The 16,364-nt window shown below is 71.2% G+C and carries 16 protein-coding genes and 1 pseudogene; 2 read left to right on the forward strand and 15 right to left on the reverse strand.

Annotation, left to right across the window (positions count from 1 at the left end; all coding sequences use genetic code 11):
* Positions 1-22 precede the first annotated feature (22 nt).
* Both ACWGO8_RS18450 and dusB read right to left on the reverse strand, forming a co-directional pair.
* Positions 23-1,276 carry a deoxyguanosinetriphosphate triphosphohydrolase gene (locus tag ACWGO8_RS18450; RefSeq protein ID WP_452044405.1) on the reverse strand — a complete coding sequence of 418 codons (1,254 nt, stop codon included), beginning with the start codon at positions 1,274-1,276 and terminating at the stop codon, positions 23-25.
* A 1-nt stretch (position 1,277) separates the two neighbouring features.
* A complete protein-coding gene (dusB, locus tag ACWGO8_RS18455) occupies positions 1,278-2,450 on the reverse strand; it encodes a tRNA dihydrouridine synthase DusB (RefSeq protein ID WP_452044406.1) in 1,173 nt (390 codons plus the stop codon).
* Positions 2,451-2,564: 114 nt separating this feature from the next.
* On the opposite strand from dusB, the gene ACWGO8_RS18460 reads away from it, so the two are divergent.
* A complete protein-coding gene (locus tag ACWGO8_RS18460) occupies positions 2,565-3,044 on the forward strand; it encodes an aminoacyl-tRNA deacylase (RefSeq protein ID WP_452044586.1) in 480 nt (159 codons plus the stop codon).
* A 122-nt stretch (positions 3,045-3,166) separates the two neighbouring features.
* Here ACWGO8_RS18460 and ACWGO8_RS18465 read toward each other — a convergent pair whose 3' ends face one another.
* The 3 genes from ACWGO8_RS18465 to recO all read right to left on the reverse strand — a co-directional run bounded on the left by ACWGO8_RS18465 (position 3,167) and on the right by recO (position 5,473).
* Positions 3,167-3,832 carry a DsbA family oxidoreductase gene (locus ACWGO8_RS18465; protein WP_452044407.1) on the reverse strand — a complete coding sequence of 222 codons (666 nt, stop codon included), beginning with the start codon at positions 3,830-3,832 and terminating at the stop codon, positions 3,167-3,169.
* Positions 3,833-3,905: 73 nt separating this feature from the next.
* The gene (locus ACWGO8_RS18470; protein ID WP_452044408.1) at positions 3,906-4,709 is read right to left on the reverse strand and encodes an isoprenyl transferase; all 804 of its coding nucleotides are present in this window, start codon (positions 4,707-4,709) and stop codon (positions 3,906-3,908) included.
* On the reverse strand, positions 4,706-5,473 hold the full coding sequence (gene recO / locus ACWGO8_RS18475) for a DNA repair protein RecO (protein ID WP_452044409.1): 768 nt from the start codon (positions 5,471-5,473) through the stop codon (positions 4,706-4,708). Before recO ends, ACWGO8_RS18470 begins: the two co-directional genes overlap by 4 nt.
* 102 nt (positions 5,474-5,575) lie before the next feature.
* Here recO and ACWGO8_RS18480 point away from each other — a divergent pair, with 102 nt between their 5' ends.
* Positions 5,576-6,235 (forward strand): trimeric intracellular cation channel family protein, encoded by a 660-nt coding sequence (locus ACWGO8_RS18480; RefSeq protein WP_452044410.1) that lies wholly within the window; start codon positions 5,576-5,578, stop codon positions 6,233-6,235.
* Positions 6,236-6,328: 93 nt separating this feature from the next.
* Here ACWGO8_RS18480 and leuA read toward each other — a convergent pair whose 3' ends face one another.
* The 10 genes and pseudogenes from leuA to ACWGO8_RS18530 all read right to left on the reverse strand — a co-directional run bounded on the left by leuA (position 6,329) and on the right by ACWGO8_RS18530 (position 16,337).
* A complete protein-coding gene (leuA, locus tag ACWGO8_RS18485) occupies positions 6,329-8,104 on the reverse strand; it encodes a 2-isopropylmalate synthase (protein WP_452044411.1) in 1,776 nt (591 codons plus the stop codon).
* A gap of 217 nt (positions 8,105-8,321) precedes the next feature.
* Positions 8,322-9,719: an FtsX-like permease family protein gene (locus tag ACWGO8_RS18490; protein ID WP_452044412.1), complete on the reverse strand. Its 1,398-nt coding sequence runs from the start codon at positions 9,717-9,719 to the stop codon at positions 8,322-8,324.
* Complete coding sequence (locus ACWGO8_RS18495) at positions 9,719-10,480, reverse strand: ABC transporter ATP-binding protein (protein WP_452044413.1); 762 nt, start codon at positions 10,478-10,480, stop codon at positions 9,719-9,721. The genes ACWGO8_RS18490 and ACWGO8_RS18495 overlap by 1 nt, the downstream gene beginning before the upstream one ends.
* A gap of 187 nt (positions 10,481-10,667) precedes the next feature.
* Positions 10,668-11,333 (reverse strand): response regulator, encoded by a 666-nt coding sequence (locus tag ACWGO8_RS18500; RefSeq protein WP_452044414.1) that lies wholly within the window; start codon positions 11,331-11,333, stop codon positions 10,668-10,670.
* Positions 11,330-12,247 carry a sensor histidine kinase gene (locus tag ACWGO8_RS18505; protein ID WP_452044415.1) on the reverse strand — a complete coding sequence of 306 codons (918 nt, stop codon included), beginning with the start codon at positions 12,245-12,247 and terminating at the stop codon, positions 11,330-11,332. The genes ACWGO8_RS18500 and ACWGO8_RS18505 overlap by 4 nt, the downstream gene beginning before the upstream one ends.
* Before the next feature lie 58 nt (positions 12,248-12,305).
* Positions 12,306-12,542 (reverse strand): annotated as a pseudogene (locus ACWGO8_RS18510) (DUF7134 domain-containing protein); the annotation flags it as partial.
* 92 nt (positions 12,543-12,634) lie between these two features.
* Positions 12,635-13,528: a GTPase Era gene (gene era / locus ACWGO8_RS18515; RefSeq protein WP_452044416.1), complete on the reverse strand. Its 894-nt coding sequence runs from the start codon at positions 13,526-13,528 to the stop codon at positions 12,635-12,637.
* Complete coding sequence (locus ACWGO8_RS18520) at positions 13,521-14,837, reverse strand: hemolysin family protein (RefSeq protein WP_452044417.1); 1,317 nt, start codon at positions 14,835-14,837, stop codon at positions 13,521-13,523. Before ACWGO8_RS18520 ends, era begins: the two co-directional genes overlap by 8 nt.
* A 2-nt stretch (positions 14,838-14,839) precedes the next feature.
* Positions 14,840-15,301 (reverse strand): rRNA maturation RNase YbeY, encoded by a 462-nt coding sequence (gene ybeY, locus ACWGO8_RS18525; protein ID WP_148735122.1) that lies wholly within the window; start codon positions 15,299-15,301, stop codon positions 14,840-14,842.
* Between the two features lie 19 nt (positions 15,302-15,320).
* Complete coding sequence (locus ACWGO8_RS18530) at positions 15,321-16,337, reverse strand: PhoH family protein (protein WP_452044587.1); 1,017 nt, start codon at positions 16,335-16,337, stop codon at positions 15,321-15,323.
* Between the last annotated feature and the right edge of the window lie 27 nt (positions 16,338-16,364).

The raw sequence follows: 16,364 nt of genomic DNA on the forward strand, positions 1-16,364 counted from the left end.
TGCCGCGGCCGGACGCGCGTGGCTACCGGCACAGCCGCTCGTACCAGGCGAGGGCCGACTGGTCGGTGAGGCTCGCGACCTGGTCGACGACGACCCGCTTTCGCGCGGCGTCGTCGGGTGCGGCGTTCCAGTCGGCGGCGAAGCCGGGGTCGAGGTGCTCGTCGCCCGCGGCGAAGAGCACCTCGGCGAGGGACGTGAGCACCTGGCGCTGCTGTGCGTAGATGGGCTGCCGCGTGTTCCTCGACATCACGAACGCGGCGACGATGCCCTTCAGGACGGCGATCTCGGCCTGGATGTCGCGCGGCACGACCACGTCGGCGTCGAACCGGATCAGGCTCGCGAGCGGGAACGCCGAGCGCGTCGCCTCGGTGGCGGCGTGCGCGAACCGTCCGATGAGCTGGCTCGTGAGGTTCTTCAGCTGGCCCTGCTCGTGCCGGCTGCCGCTCCACGACTCGAGCCAGCCGTCGAGGGAGTCGAGCCGGTCGAATGCGGCGATCAGCTCGTCGTGCGGGATCGCGCCGCCGATCCAGTCGTGCATCGACGACACGAGCGCGTCGTGGTCGACCCGGGCGCTGAGCGCCTCGACGTCGACGTAGCCGTTCACGATGGCGTCCTCGAAGTCGTGCACGGAGTAGGCGATGTCGTCGGAGAGGTCCATGACCTGGGCCTCGATGCAGAGGCGGCGCTCGGGCGCTCCGGCGCGCATCCACTCGAACACCTCGAGGTCGTCGCGATAGAAGCCGAACTTGGCCCGTCCGCTCGGATCGGCGACCGACGTGGCCTCCGGCCACGGATACTTGCAGCTCGCGTCGAGACTCGCCCGGGTCAGGTTCAGTCCGTAGCTGCGCCCGTCGGGGCCGAACACCTTGGGCTCGAGCCGGGTCAGGATGCGCAGCGTCTGCGCGTTGCCCTCGAACCCGCCGACGTCGGCCGCCCAGGTGTTGAGGGCGCGCTCGCCGTTGTGCCCGAAGGGCGGGTGGCCGAGGTCGTGGGCGAGGCACGCGGTGTCGACGACGTCGGGATCGAGCCCGAGGCTGGCCGCGAGCTCGCGACCGACCTGCGCGACCTCGAGCGAGTGCGTGAGCCGGTTGCGCGCGAAGTCGAGGCCGGCGGTGGGACTCAGCACCTGCGTCTTCGCGGCGAGGCGGCGCAGCGAGCTCGAATGCAGCAGGCGGGCGCGGTCGCGGGCGAAGTCGCTGCGGCGGCTCGTGTGCTCTTCAGGCAGCCAGCGCTGGGTGTCGGCGTCGTCGTAGCCGCCGAAGAGTCGCTCCCGCATGTCAGCCGCCACTCGTGTCGAGCTCGGCGTCGACGAGCGTGACCCGGTCGTGCCCGGCGAGCTCCTGCGACGTGAGCCAACCGTCGGGCAGCGACGGGTTCTTCGGGGTCCCCGCGCGACCGCGCGGGCCTTCCGCGCCCTCGCCCGGGTACGGCATCGACCAGTCGAGCGTGCCGAGCAGGTCGTCGAGCATGGCGAGCGACTCGACCGTGGCCAGCTTCGCGCGCAGCTCGCCGCCCACCGGGTAGCCCTTGAAGTACCAGGCGACGTGCTTGCGGATGTCGCGGCAGCCGCGCTCCTCGCTCTCGAAGAACTCGGTGAGCAGCTCCGCGTGCCGGCGGAAGGTGCGCGCGACGTCGCCGAGGCTCGGCTCGGCCTTGCGCATGGTCTCCGAGCCCGTCGAAGGGCGGAACGCCGCAGCGAGATCGCCGAAGAGCCACGGACGCCCGAGGCAGCCGCGCCCGACGACGACGCCGTCGCATCCGGTCTCGGCGACCATTCGCAACGCGTCTTCGGCCGACCAGATGTCGCCGTTGCCGAGCACCGGCACGCTCGTGACCGTCTGCTTGAGCTTCGCGATGGCCGACCAGTCGGCCTGGCCGGAGTAGAACTCGGCCGCGGTGCGTGCATGCAGTGCGATGGATGCCACGCCGGCGCCCTCCGCGATGCGCCCCGCCTCGAGATAGGTGAGGTGGTCGGCGTCGATGCCCTTGCGCATCTTCACCGTGAGCGGGACGTCGCCGGCAGCCCGCACGGCGCCCTCGACGATGTCGCGGAAGAGCCCGCTCTTCCACGGCAGCGCCGCTCCCCCGCCCTTGCGGGTGACCTTCGGCACGGGGCATCCGAAGTTCAGGTCGATGTGGTCGGCGCGGTCTTCGGCGACGAGCATGGTGACCGCCTCGGAGACCGTCTTGGGGTCGACGCCGTAGAGCTGGATGGAGCGCGGGGTCTCGGACTCGTGGTGCGTGATGAGCCGCATCGACTCGGGCGTGCGCTCGACGAGCGCGCGCGACGTGATCATCTCGCTGACGTACAGTCCGGCGCCGAACTCGCGGCAGAGCCGCCGGAACGCGGTGTTCGTGATGCCGGCCATCGGGGCGAGCACGACGGGCACGTCGAGGGCGAGGTCGCCGATCACGAGCGGACCGGCCGGAAGCGTGGTGGAAGCGGACATCACCCTCGATTCTCCCAGAGAACCGGGGCCGGTCGCCCGGTGCCCCCGCCGCGCGCCTAGGATGCACCTGCAGGACGACGTGTGGAGGACGAGATGGGCGACGGCGGGCGGGCGATGGGCGACGGACTGACGGGCGCCGACCGGGTGCGAGCGGATGCCGCGGCGCGCGGCCTCGACGTCGAGATCATCGAGCGCCCGGCCGCACGCAGCCTCGAGGAGGCCGCCGAGCTCATGGGCATCACGCCCGCCGACATCGTGAAGTCGCTCGTCGTGAAGCGCAGCGACGACACCTACGTGTTCGCGCTCGTGCCCGGTGGCCGCAAGATCTCGTGGCCGAAGCTCCGGTCCCTGCTCGGCGTCAACAAGCTCCAGCTGCCGGATGCCTCGCTCGCCCTCGCGGCGACCGGTTACGAGCGCGGCACGATCACACCGCTCGGCTCCACCACCGCGTGGCCCGTCGTCGTCGACGAGACGATCCCGGGGCGACGCGTGTCGATGGGCGCCGGCGAGCACGGCCGCAGCCTGTTCGTCGACGCCGACCGCCTGATCGAGGCGTTCGACGCGACGGTCGCCGACATCAGCGAGCCCGAGTAGCCCCTACTCCATCCCGGGCGTGGGGATGTAGCAGACATCGCCCTCGCAGACCATGGCAGCGGAATCGCCGGAGACCATGGTGAACGGTGCGGGCTCGGGGACATTCGTCGCCGGCGCGTCGCTCACGCAGCCGCTCCGTCGCGCTCGCCGGCGACCTGCGTGAGCACCTGGGAGAAGACCTCCGCGGGCTGGGCGCCCGAGACGCCGTACTTCCCCTCGAAGACGAAGAACGGCACGCCGCGGATCCCGTAGGCCCCGGCCTGCGCGATGTCGGCCTGCACCGCCGCGCCGTAGCGGCCCGACTCGAGCGCCTCGCGCGCGGCATCCGCGTCGAGCCCGACCTCGGCGGCCAGCCCGACGAGCTCGTCGGTGCGACCGACGTGGCGGCCCTCGGTGAAGTACGCGCGGAACAGGCGCTCGGACAGCTCGAGCTGCTTGCCCTGCTCCTTCGCGAAGTGCAGCAGCTCGTGCGCCTTCAGCGTCTTGGTGTGCTGCAGCGCGTCGTAGTCGTAGTCGAGGCCGGCCTGGGCGGCGACGCCGGTGACGCGGTCGATCATCATGCGGGCCTGCTCCACCGGGATGCCCTTGTGCCCGGCGAGGAAGTCCACCTCCGACCCCTCGAAGTCGAGGGGCGTGTCGGGGGCGAGCTCGAACGAGTGGTACTCGATCTCCACCTCCGGCGCGTCGTCGCCGAGCGCGGCGAGGCCGCCCTCGAGGTGGCGCTTGCCGATGTAGCACCACGGGCAGGCGATGTCGGACCAGATGTCGATCTTGATGGGGGACGTCACGTTCAATGCGAACGGATGCACCGACGCCGGTATTCCCGTCGCGGCATCGGTCGCGGCATCCGCTCGCCCGCCCTTACGCCGTCGGCGCGTCGATCGCGCCGCCGAAGCGGCGGTTACGGCCCGCGTAGAGCTCGATCGCCTTCCACAGCTCGACGCGCGAGAAGTCGGGCCACAGCGTGTCGAGGAACACCATCTCGGCGTAGGCCGACTGCCAGAGCAGGAAGTTCGAGGTGCGCTGCTCCCCCGAGCTGCGCACGAAGAGGTCGACGTCGGGCATGTCGGGCACGTAGAGGCGCTTGGCGATGAGCTTCTCCGAGACGGCCGACGCACGCAGGCGCCCCGCCGCGACGTCGTCGGCGATCGACTGCACGGCGTCGACGAGCTCGTTGCGTCCCCCGTAGTTCACGCACATCGTGAACTGCAGCCCCGTGTTCCCGGCGGTGAGCCGCTCGGCGTACTGCAGCTCGTCGATCACCGACTTCCACAGCCGCGGCTTGCGCCCCGCCCAGCGGATCCGCACGTTCCACTCGTTGAGCTGGTCGCGACGGCGGTGCAGCACGTCGCGGTTGTAGCCCATGAGGAAGCGCACCTCGTCGGGCGACCGCTTCCAGTTCTCGGTCGAGAACGCGTACACCGAGAGGTGCTTCACGCCGATCTGGACGGCGCCCGCGACGACGTCGAGCAGCACCTCCTCGCCGGCCTTGTGGCCCTCGATGCGGGTGAGTCCCTGCTTGTTCGCCCAGCGGCCGTTGCCGTCCATGACGATCGCGACGTGGTTCGGCACGGCGCCCTTCGGCAGGTTCGGCGGATACAGGCCCGTCCAGTCGAGCGGCCGGTAGGGCACGGCGTCCTTGTGGGTGTAGGGCTTGGGCGTCACGTGGGGGTCGCTTCCCTGGGGATCGATGCGGTCGGGGTCGTCTCCCGGGAGACGTGCGGCAGCGAGCGCAGCCCGCGCTCGAGGTGCCACTGGGTGTAGGCGGCGACGATGCCGCTCGCCTGGTTGCGGTCGGATGCCCCGGACGACTCCGCGTACTCCCAGTCGCCCGAGAGCAGGGCGCCGAGCAGCGCCACCGTGGAGCGCGCGATGCGCGGAGTGCCGGGCGGCGCGCAGTCGTCGCACACCACGCCGCCGAGCTGCACGACGACGGCCGTGTGCTCGCCGGTGCGGCCGCACCGGGCGCAGTCCTGGAAGCTCGGCGCCCAGCCCGCGAGGGCGAGCGCCCGCAGCAGGTAGGAGTCGAGCGTGAGGCTCGCGCCGTGCTCGGAGCGGGCGAGCGAGCGCAGCGCCCCGACGAGCAGCAGGTACTGCTGCAGCGAGCCCTCGGCCTCGGTGAGCTTGTCGGCCGCCTCGACCATGGCGTTCGCGGCCGTGTACGACGCGTAGTCCTGCGTGATCTCGGCGCCGTAGGAGCCGAGCGACTCGGCCTGCGTGACCACGTCGAGCGTGCGGCCCTCGTAGAGCTGCAGGTCGGCGACCATGAACGGCTCGAGCCGTGCGCCGAACTTCGAGCCCGTGCGTCGCACGCCCTTCGCGACCGCGCGCACCTTGCCGTGACGCCTCGTCAGCAGGGTGAGGATGCGGTCGGCCTCGCCCAGCTTGTGGGTGCGCAGCACGACGGCTTCATCTCGGTAGACGGGCACCCTTCATCATCCCACGGCCCGCAGACCCGACGGCCGAGGCCCGCGGATGCCGCGACGCCCGCTCAGGCGTCATGCGGGTGCCGCAGGTGGTTCACTGGTGCCGTGTCCTCCGCGCTCTTCACCATCCCGCTCTGGCTCGACCTCACCGCCGTCGCGATCGGCGCCATCCAGGGCGCCATGTTCGCGGCCCGGCTCACCGAGCGCCGCATCGACCTGCTCGGCGTCGCGCTCATCGGCGTGATCGTGGGCCTCGGCGGCGGCCTCCTGCGCGACATCCTGCTGAACCAGCTGCCGGCCGCGATCTCCGACAACTGGTACATCCCGGTGGCGACCGCGGCCGCGCTGTTGGGCATGCTGCTGTTCCGCCTCTTCACGCGGCTGAACGGGCTGATCATCGCCCTCGATGCGGTGACGATCGGGCTCTTCGGCGCGATCGGCACGTCGAAGGCGCTCGCCTACGGCGTCCCGGTCGTACCGGCCGTGTTCGTCGGCGTGCTCTCGGCCGTGGGCGGCTCGATCCTGCGCGACGTCACGCTGAACCTGCCGATCGCCCTCATGCACGTGGGGTCGCTCTACGCGATCGCGGCGACCGCGGGCACGGTGCTGCTCGTCGTCCTCGTCGCGTTCGACGTGAACATCTTCGTCGCCGGCACGGCCTGCGTCGTCGTGACGACACTCATCCGGCTCGGGTCGGTGCGCTTCGGCTGGAGCCTCCCCGAGCAGCGAGCGCTCGGCAGCTGGCGGGTCTGGCGGCGGGCGTGACGCGATCCGCGACGAGCGGATGCCGCGTGCCGGCGTGCTCGGCGGATGCCGCAGGCCGGCGACGTGCGCCATGCCCGCGGCATCCGCTCGGCGTCAGACCCCGACGACCTCGCGCTCGACCTCGGCGTCCGCGCTGACCCGCAACGCGCGGTTCACTGCGGAGACCACGGCCTTCAGCGACGCGGTCGAGATGTCGGCGTCGATGCCCACGCCCCACAGGACGCGGCCCTCGACCTCGAGCTCGACGTAGGCGGCCGCCAGCGAGTCGCCGCTCGCCGCGAGCGTGTGCTCGACGTAGTCGCGCAGCTTCACGTCGACGCCCTCGGCGCCGAGCACCGCGAGGAACGCGGAGATCGGGCCGTTGCCGCTCGCGTCGGCCTCGACCCGCTCGTCACCGTCGCGCAGGCCGACCCGCACGTTGACGATGCCGTCGAGGTCGCTCGAGGTGCGCAGCGACAGCAGCTCGAACCGGCCCCACTTCTCTTCAGGACGCTCGGCCGGAGCGGGCAGGTACTCGTCGTTGAAGACGCGCCAGATCTCCTCGCTCGTGACCTCGCCGCCCTCGGCGTCGGTCTTGGCCTGCACGACGCCCGAGAACTCGATCTGGAGCCGGCGCGGCAGGTCGAGCGCATGGTCGGTCTTCAGCAGGTAGGCCACGCCGCCCTTGCCCGACTGCGAGTTGACGCGGATGACCGCCTCGTAGCTGCGGCCGAGGTCCTTCGGATCGACCGGCAGGTACGGCACCGCCCAGTGCATCTGGTCGACCGGGATGCCGCGGCGCTCCGCCTCGGCGTCCATGGCCTCGAAGCCCTTCTTGATGGCGTCCTGGTGCGAGCCGCTGAACGCGGTGTAGACCAGGTCGCCCGCCCAGGGGCTGCGCTCGTGCACCGGCAGCTGGTTGCAGTACTCGGCCGTGCGCTTGACGTCGTCGACGTCGGAGAAGTCGATCTGCGGGTCGATGCCCTGCGTGAACAGGTTGATGCCGAGGGCGACCAGGTCGACGTTGCCGGTGCGCTCGCCGTTGCCGAAGAGGCATCCCTCGATGCGGTCGGCGCCGGCCATGTACCCGAGCTCGGCGGCCGCGATCGCGGTGCCGCGGTCGTTGTGCGGGTGCAGCGACAGGATGACGTTCTCGCGATAGGCGAGGCGCCGGCTCATCCACTCGATCGAGTCGGCGTAGACGTTGGGCGTGGCCATCTCGACCGTCGCCGGCAGGTTGATGATGACCTTGCGCTCGGGCGTCGGCTCGAAGATCTCCAGCACCTGGTTGCAGACGTCGACGGCGAACTCGAGCTCGGTCCCCGTGTAGCTCTCGGGCGAGTACTCGTAGTAGACGGTCGTGCCCGGGACGGTCGACTCCATCTCGCGACACTTCCGGGCACCGTGCAGGGCGATGTCGATGATCCCCTGCTTGTCGGTGCGGAAGACGACCTCGCGCTGCAGCACGCTCGTCGAGTTGTAGAGGTGCACGATCGCCTGCCTGGCGCCGCGGATCGACTCGTACGTGCGCTCGATGAGGTGGTCGCGGGCCTGGGTGAGGACCTGGATCGTCACATCGTCGGGGATCGCGCCCTCCTCGATGAGGCTGCGCACGAAGTCGAAGTCGGTCTGGCTCGCGCTCGGGAACCCGACCTCGATCTCCTTGTAGCCCATGCGCACGAGCAGGTCGAACATGATGCGCTTGCGCTCGGGGCTCATCGGGTCGATGAGGGCCTGGTTGCCGTCGCGCAGGTCGACGGCGCACCAGCGCGGCGCCTTCTCGATGCGGGTCGACGGCCACGTGCGGTCGGGCAGGTCGACGCGGATCTGCTCGTGGAACGGGCGATACCGATGCACGGGCATCGGCGACGGCTTCTGGTGGTTCTGCATGGGGTGCTCTTCTCGCTACTCGGGGGTTTCAGCCGACGACGAACTCCGCAGCGAGGGAGGCCTGTGAACTAGGACTCGCTGCGGCAGCTAAGGAGGAGCAGGCCGCGAAGCACGACCTCAGGCTAACACCTGCATCGCGCACGTGCGCAACCACGACGAGACGGGCGGATGCCGCGGGGGCCGCGGCATCCGCCCGTTCACGTCGTCGGCCCGGTCCCTACTCGACCGCGAGCGCGACGACCGGCGCGACCCGCATCGCGCGACGTGCCGGCGCGATCGACGCTGCCAGCGTGAGGACGCCCGCGGCCACGAGGAGCACGCCGAACATCGCCCACGGGATGCCCGGGAGCACGATGGTCCCCTCGCCCTGCGCGCCGCCGAGCAGCGACTGCGCCCCCGCCCAGCCGTAGCCGAATCCGAGCACGATGCCGGTGACCGTGGCCGCGAGGGTGAGGGCCGCGCTCTCGGCCACGATCATCCAGCGCAGCTGGCGTCGCTCGAAGCCGAGCGCGCGCAGCAGGCCGAGCTCGCGGGTGCGCTGCATGACGCTGAGCGATAGCGTGTTGACCATGCCGATCGCGGCGATGAGCGCGCTGAAGCCGATGAGCACCGTGAACACCGCGACCGTCACGTCGAGCATCTGGTCGACGCCCCGGTACACCTCGGGCTGGGCGCGCTGCGCGGCGCGGATCAGCTCGCGGTACGACTCCATGGTCACCGCGAACGTCGTGACGAGCGTCACGCCGATGACCAGGCCGATCGTCATGCGCGAGCTGCGCTCGGGGTGGCGCACGGCGTTCTCCGCCGCGAGGCGGGCCGAGGGCGACGTGCCGAACGCGCGGCCGACGAGCCGCAGCACGGGCGGCATGACGACGTGCGCGCCGAGCACGATGCCGGTGAACGAGAGGATGCCGCCGACCATGGCCACGAGCACGCCGTACGGCTCGGTGAGGCCCCACAGGATGCCGGCCACGAGGAGCCCGAGGCCGAGCACGACGAGCACGATCGCGGCGATGTTGCGCACCCGATGGCGGGCGAGCTCCTCCCGGTCCTGCTCGTGGGAGTCCACGATCGCTTGGATCGGGCGCACGCGCAGGACGCGTCGCGAACCCACCCACGCCGAGAGCCACGTCGTGATCACGACGGCCACGGCGGGAAGCGCGACCGCCGGGTTGAGGTAGTCGTAGTCCGTCGCGGGCATGAGGTCGGTCGCCACCGCGACCTGCTCGAGCAGCATCGCGGCACCCGTTCCCGCGCCCACCCCGATCACGGCGCCGACGAGACCGACGAGCAGGCCCTCCTTCGCGATCTGGGCGCGCTGCGAGCGAGCGTTCGAGCCGATGAGGCGCAGGAGCGCGATGAGGCGCGTGCGCCCGGCGACGACCGTGGCGACGGTGTTCGCCGTCACGATCGCGCTCACGTAGACCGCGATCACGATGAACACGCTCGCGACGATGCCGAGCATGAGCGTCACGGTCGCGCTCTCGCCGGTGACCTCGTCGGCCGCGATCGCCGCGCCGAGCAGCCCGGTCACGTGCAGCAGCGCCACCCCGAAGGTGCCCGCGAGGGCCGCCACGAGCAGCGTCGGCCACTGGTCCCTGATCCGCGTGCGCATCAGGCCGCGACCTCCATCGACAGCATGAACGCCGAGATCTCCTCGGCCGACGAGCGCCCGGTGTCCCGCACGATGCGCCCATCGGCGAGGAACAGGATGCGGTCCGCGTGGCTGGCGGCCACCGGGTCGTGCGTGACCATGGCGATCGACTGCCCGTAGCTCGCGCTCGCCGTGGCGAGGAGGCCGAGCACCTCGCGACCCGTTCGCGAGTCGAGGTTGCCCGTCGGCTCGTCGGCGAAGACGAGGTCGGGACGCGTCGCGAGGGCGCGCGCGATGGCGACGCGCTGCTGCTGCCCGCCCGAGAGCTCGTGCGGGCGGTGCCGCAGGCGGGCGCCGAGCCCGAGCGTGTCGATGAGCTCGTCGATCCACGCCTGCTCGTCGCGGCTCGGCCGGCGCCCGTCGAGCTCGAACGGCAGCAGCACGTTGCCGCGCACGTCGAGCGTCGGCACCAGGTTGAACGACTGGAACACGAACCCGATCCGGCGCCGGCGCAGCACGGTGAGCGCGGAGTCGGAGAGCTCGGTGATGTCGGTGTCGCCGAGCCAGACGCGGCCGGCGGTCGGCGAGTCGAGCCCCGCCATGATGTGCATGAGCGTGGACTTGCCCGAGCCCGACGGGCCCATGATCGCGGTGAACTCGCCGCGGCGGAGGCCGAGTGAGACGTCGTCGAGGGCGGTGACGGTACCGGCGCCGTGTCCGTAGCGCTTGCCGAGGCCCGTCACGCGGGCGATGAGACCGAGGTCGGAGGGTTGGATCTGCATGCCTCCGACGCTACGGACGGAGGTGCCGGAGGGTCATCGTGCGGTCGGATGGTCCCGCATCATCCTCCAGGATGACCCCGGTTGCGTTTTTCAGGACCGGCGCCGCCGATCGGTGCCGTTCTCAGGAGATCCGACGTGGATCCAGCGGCCGCGGGGGCAGATCTCCTGAGAAACGAGGGGGGGCGGGTCAGGCGGGGAGGTCGTGCTCGTACGCGAACACCACGAGCTGCACGCGGTCGCGCAGGCCGAGCTTCGCGAGGATGCGGCTGACGTGCGTCTTCACGGTCGCCTCGGAGAGGTACTCGGATGCCGCGATCTCGGCGTTCGAGAGCCCACGGGCCGCCAGCGCGAAGATCTCCCGCTCCCGCGGGGTGAGCTCCGTCCACGCGGCGGGCGCCGGACGCCGTCCGCTCCCCCGCCCGACGTGCGCGAACAGCTCGCGCGTCGCGCTCGCCGCGATCACCTGGTTCCCCTGGTGCACGGTGCGGATCGCGGCGAGCAGGAACTCGGGGTCGGCGTCCTTGAGCACGAACCCGCTCGCGCCGGCCCGGATGGCCCGGGCGGCGTTCTCGTCGAGGTCGAAGGTCGTGAGCACGAGGATGCGCGGGGGCGTGCGCCCGTCGCGGTCCGCCTCGGCGAGGATCCGCTCGGTCGCGGCGATGCCGTCCTGCAGCGGCATGCGGACGTCCATGAGCATCACGTCGGGCTGGGCGCGGGCGGCGAGCTCGACCGCGGCGACCCCGTCGCCCGCCTCCCCGGCCACCGCGAGGTCGGGCTGCGACTCCACGAGCATGCGGACGCCGGCGCGGAACAGCGCCTGGTCGTCGACGAGGGCGACGCGGATGCCCCTCACGCGGGCCTCCCCGCCACGGCGGGGATGCGCGCGCGCACCCGGAACATCCCGTCCGCACCCGCGTCGGCCGTGAGGGTGCCGCCGGCGAGCTGGGCGCGCTCGCGCATGCCCGGGATGCCGTGCCGGATCCCGTGCGATTCCGCGGCGGTCGCGGCATCCGCTCGCATCGCGTTGACGACCTCGAGGTCGACGCCGCCCTCGTCCCAGCGCAGGTCGAGGTCGACGGGGGCCGAGACGTCGCCGTGCCGGAGCGCGTTCGTGAGGCCCTCCTGCGCGATGCGGTAGACCGCGATCTGGTGGCCGGTGCCGAGCGAGAGTCGCTCCCCGGTCTCGGTGAACCGCACGTCGAGCCCGGCGTCGCGGACGCGTTCGAGCAGGCCGTCGAGGTCGTCGAGCACGGGCTGCGGGGCATCCGCCTCGTCGTGCCGGAGCTCGGCGAGGAGCACGCGCACGTCGCCGAGCGCGCTGCGCGCGACGCCCCCGATGGTGTCGAGCGCGCCGACGGCCGCCTCGGGGCGGGTACGCGCCGCGAAGCGCGCTCCGTCCGCCTGCGCGATGACGACCGCGAGCGAGTGGGCGACGACGTCGTGCATGTCGCGCGCGATGCGATTGCGCTCCTGCTCGAGCGCGTAGCGGTACTCGACGAGTGCGCGTTCGCGGTTCGCGAGGTCCTCACGACGTCGCACCTCGCGGGCGTCGCGCACCGAGCGGGCGAGGAGGCCGGCCGTCCAGGCGAGCACGAGCACGGCGATCGAGGCGACGAAGAGGAAGCCGATCATGAAGGTCACGCCGAACGCGTCGCCGGTTCCGCCGATGAACGCGGCACCGCCGAGCAGGGGCTTCACGACGCCGAGGTACACCGTCGCGATGATCGCGCCGGCTCCCGCGCTCGCGAGGCCCGCCCACTTCACCACGCGACCGCCGTGGGCGACCGCCGTGGGCGGCCGTCGAGTAGAGCACGCCGAGCACGGCCGCGTCGTACAGCTGCAGGTCGCGCAGCGCGACCATCTGCAGGATCGCGGCGGCCCAGGCGATGCCGAGCGACCAGCCCGGCGCGAGCCGACGCACCGCGAGCGCCCCGACGAAGCCGATGAGGACGATGACGTCGACGGCGTTGCCGAGGAGCGCGAACGGGAGGCAGAACAGCCCGAACACGACGGCGAGGACGATGTCGGTCGTCAGCCTGCCGCGGCTCAGGGAGGTGTGCACCGAACCACCGTACGCGGTCCGCCCGGGACGGATCGGCGGCTCCGGCCGGAATCATCCTCGAGTCGTACGCGCCTCCGAGCGCGTCGCGAGGCTCAGAACCCGAGCTTCCCCAGCTGCTTGGGATCGCGCTGCCAGTCCTTGGCGACCTTCACGTGCAGCGCGAGGAACACCTTGCGTCCGAGCAGCCGCTCGATCTGGGTGCGCGCGGTCGCGCCGACCTCCTTCAGCCGGGATCCGCCCTTGCCGATGATGATGCCCTTCTGGCTGTCGCGCTCGACGTAGAGGTTCGCGTAGACCTCGACGAGGTCCTTGTCCTCGCGCTCGATGAGGTCGTCGACGGTCACCGCGATCGAGTGCGGCAGCTCGTCGGACACGCCCTCGAGCGCCGCCTCTCGCACGTACTCGGCGATGCGCTCGGTGACGTCCTCGTCGGTCACGGTCTCGGCCGGGTAGAGCGGATGCTCCGACTCGGGCATGAGGGTGAGCAGCTCGTCGACGAGCACCTCGAGCTGCTCGCCCTTGGGCGCCGAGACCGGCACGATGGCGGCCCACTCGCGCAGCCCGGACACGGCGAGCAGCTGCTCGGCCACCTTCGCCTTCGACGTGGCATCCGTCTTCGTGACGATCGCCACCTTCTTCGCGTTCGGGTACTGGTCGAGCTGCTCGTTGATGAAGCGGTCGCCGGGGCCGATGGGCTCGTTCGCAGGGACGCAGAACGCGATGACATCGACGTCGCCGAGCGTCGACTGCACGAGCGAGTTGAGGCGCTCGCCGAGGAGCGTGCGCGGGCGGTGCAGGCCCGGGGTGTCGACGAGGATCAGCTGCCCGTGCGGGCGGTGGACGATGCCGCGGATGGCCCGGCGGGTCGTCTGCGGCTTCGAGCTCGTGATGGCCACCTTCTCGCCGACCAGCGCGTTCGTGAGCGTCGACTTGCCCACGTTCGGGCGCCCGACGATCGAGACGAATCCGGCACGGTACTCAGCCACGATGGCTCCTTCCCTCGAACTCCCCGGTCTCGAACGCGGCCTGCGCGTCGATGAGGGCTTGGTCGCGCTCGACGAGGATCGTCGCGATGCGCTTGCGCCGGCCCTCGGTGCGCTCGGCCTCGAGGATGAGCCCCGAGACCGTCACGCGCTCGCCGGACAGCGGGAGGTGCCCGAGCTCCTTCGCGAGGAGGCCGCCGGCGCTGTCGACGTCCTCGTCCTCGAGGTCGAGGCCGAAGAGCTCGCCGAGCTCGTCGATCGGCAGGCGGGCGTTCACGCGGTAGCGGCCGTCGCCCAGCTCCTCGACCTGAGCGGCCTCGCGGTCGTACTCGTCGGAGATGTCGCCGACGAGCTCCTCGATCAGGTCTTCGAGGGTCACGAGGCCGGCGATGCCGCCGTACTCGTCGACGATCATCGCGAGGTGGTTGGCCTCGACCTGCATCTTGCGCAGCAGCGCGTCGGCCTTCATCGAGTCGGGCACGAACACCGCGGGCCGCACGAGCTCGCCGACCGTGAGGCCCTCGGCATCGAGCGGGCGCTCGAATCCGAGCCGAGCGAGGTCGCGCAGGTACAGGATGCCGGTGACGTCGTCGGCGTCACGCTCGATGACCGGGATGCGCGAGTACCCGGCCTTGAGGAACAGCGCCATCGCCTGCGGGAGGTGCGCGGTCGAATCGATGGTGACCATGTCGGTGCGGGCCACCATGACCTCGCGCACCACGGTGTCGTTGAACTCGAAGATCGAGTGGATGAGCTCGCGGTCGCTCGGCTCGAGCACCTCGAGCTCCGCGGCCTCGTCGACCATGCTGAGCAGCTGCTCCTCGCTCGACACGCCCGCGAACCGCAGGCGCCCCGGCGTCACGCGATTGCCGAGCGAGACGAGCGCGTTCGCCAGCGGACCGAGGAGCACGCGGAGGAAATGCACGACCGGCGCAGTGAGCCGCAACACCATCGGCGCGTGCGCCCGTCCGACGCTGCGCGGGCTCGCGCCCACGAGCACGAACGACACGGCCGTCATGATGAGCGCCGAGTAGAGCAGCACGAGCCACACGTTGTCGAGGAACGACGTGAACGCGAGCGTGACGAGCACGGCGGCGGTCGTCTCCGCGATGATGCGCACGAAGTTGACGGCGTTGACGTGGGCGCCCGTGTCGTCGGCGATCGCGAGGAGCGAGCGGCGGGCACGTGAGGTGAGCGCGAGGTCAGTGACATCCGCTCGGCTGGAAGCGGCGAGGGCGGAGTCGACCGCCGCCATGAGGCCGCCGAATGCGACGAGCACGAACGCGACGCCGAGGAAGAGCCAGGGCTGCATGGTCAGCGGCGTCGCTCCTGCATCGCGAAGCCCACGAGGATGTCGCGCTGGATGCCGAACATCTCCTTCTCCTCCGCCGGCTCGGCGTGGTCGAACCCGAGCAGGTGCAGGATGCCGTGCGTCGTGAGCAGCAACAGCTCGTCCATGAGGGGATGCCCCGCCGACTTCGCCTGGGTCTCGGCGACCTGCGGGCACAGCACGACGTCGCCGAGCAGGCCGGGCGGTGCGGGCTGGTCCTCGGTGCCCGGGCGGAGCTCGTCCATCGGGAAGCTCAGCACGTCGGTGGGCCCGGGCTCGTCCATCCACTGCACGTGGAGCTGCTCCATCGCGCCCTCGTCGACGAGCACGATCGCGAGCTCGGCGTCGGGGTGCACGTGCATCGCGTCGAGGGCGTAGACGGCGAGCCGCTGCAGCGCGGCCTCGTCGACCTCGATCGCGGACTCGTTGTTGACCTCGATGCTCACGTGCTCCCGCCCTTCCGGCTCACGCCTTGCCCTTGCGCGGCAGGTGGTCGCGCGGCGCGTTGCCCCGGCGCTCGGCCCGGTTCGCGAACTCGCGAGCCTGGTCGCGCTCGAACCGCTGCGCCTGCTGGCGCTGGTCGAACTCGGTGTACGCGTCGACGATGCGTCCGACGAGGCTGTGCCGCACGACGTCGTCGCTCGTCAGCCGGGAGAAGTGGATGTCGTCGACCTGGTCGAGGATGCGGGTGACGAGTCGCAGGCCGCTGGCGCCGCCCGGAAGGTCGATCTGCGTGATGTCGCCGGTGACGACCATCTTCGAGCCGAACCCGAGCCGGGTGAGGAACATCTTCATCTGCTCGGGCGTGGTGTTCTGCGCCTCGTCGAGCACGACGAAGGAGTCGTTGAGCGTGCGGCCGCGCATGTAGGCCAGCGGGGCGACCTCGACGGTGCCCGAGGCGAGCAGCTTCGGCACGACCTCGGGGTCCATCATCTCGTTGAGCGCGTCGTAGAGCGGCCGCAGGTACGGGTCGATCTTGTCCGTGAGCGTGCCTGGCAGGAAGCCGAGCCGCTCCCCCGCCTCGACGGCCGGACGGGTCAGGATGATGCGGCTGACCTCCTTGCGCTGCAGTGCCTGCACGGCCTTCGCCATCGCGAGGTAGGTCTTGCCGGTGCCGGCGGGCCCGATGCCGAAGACGATGGTGTTCTCGTCGATGGCGTCGACGTACTCGCGCTGGCCCTCGGTCTTGGGCCGGATGGTGCGTCCGCGCGCGGACACGATGACCTGTCCGAGCAGCTCGGACGGCCGGGAGTTGGGATCGGCATCGAGCATTCGGGCCGAGCTCCTCACTTCGGTGGGTGTCGGATCCTGGCCGGCTCGCACGAGCTCCAGGAGTTCTTCGATCAGGCGGCGCACACGGGTGCGCTGGTCGGCGTCCCCGCGGATGGCGATCTCGTTGCCGCGCACGTGCACCTCGACGCCGGGATACTCGCGCTGGATCGACGTGAGCAGCCGGTCCTGCGGGCCGAGCAGCCGCACCATCGCGATGCCGTCGATGCGGAGACGTTC

The organism is Agromyces sp. NPDC055661 (assembly GCF_053618135.1).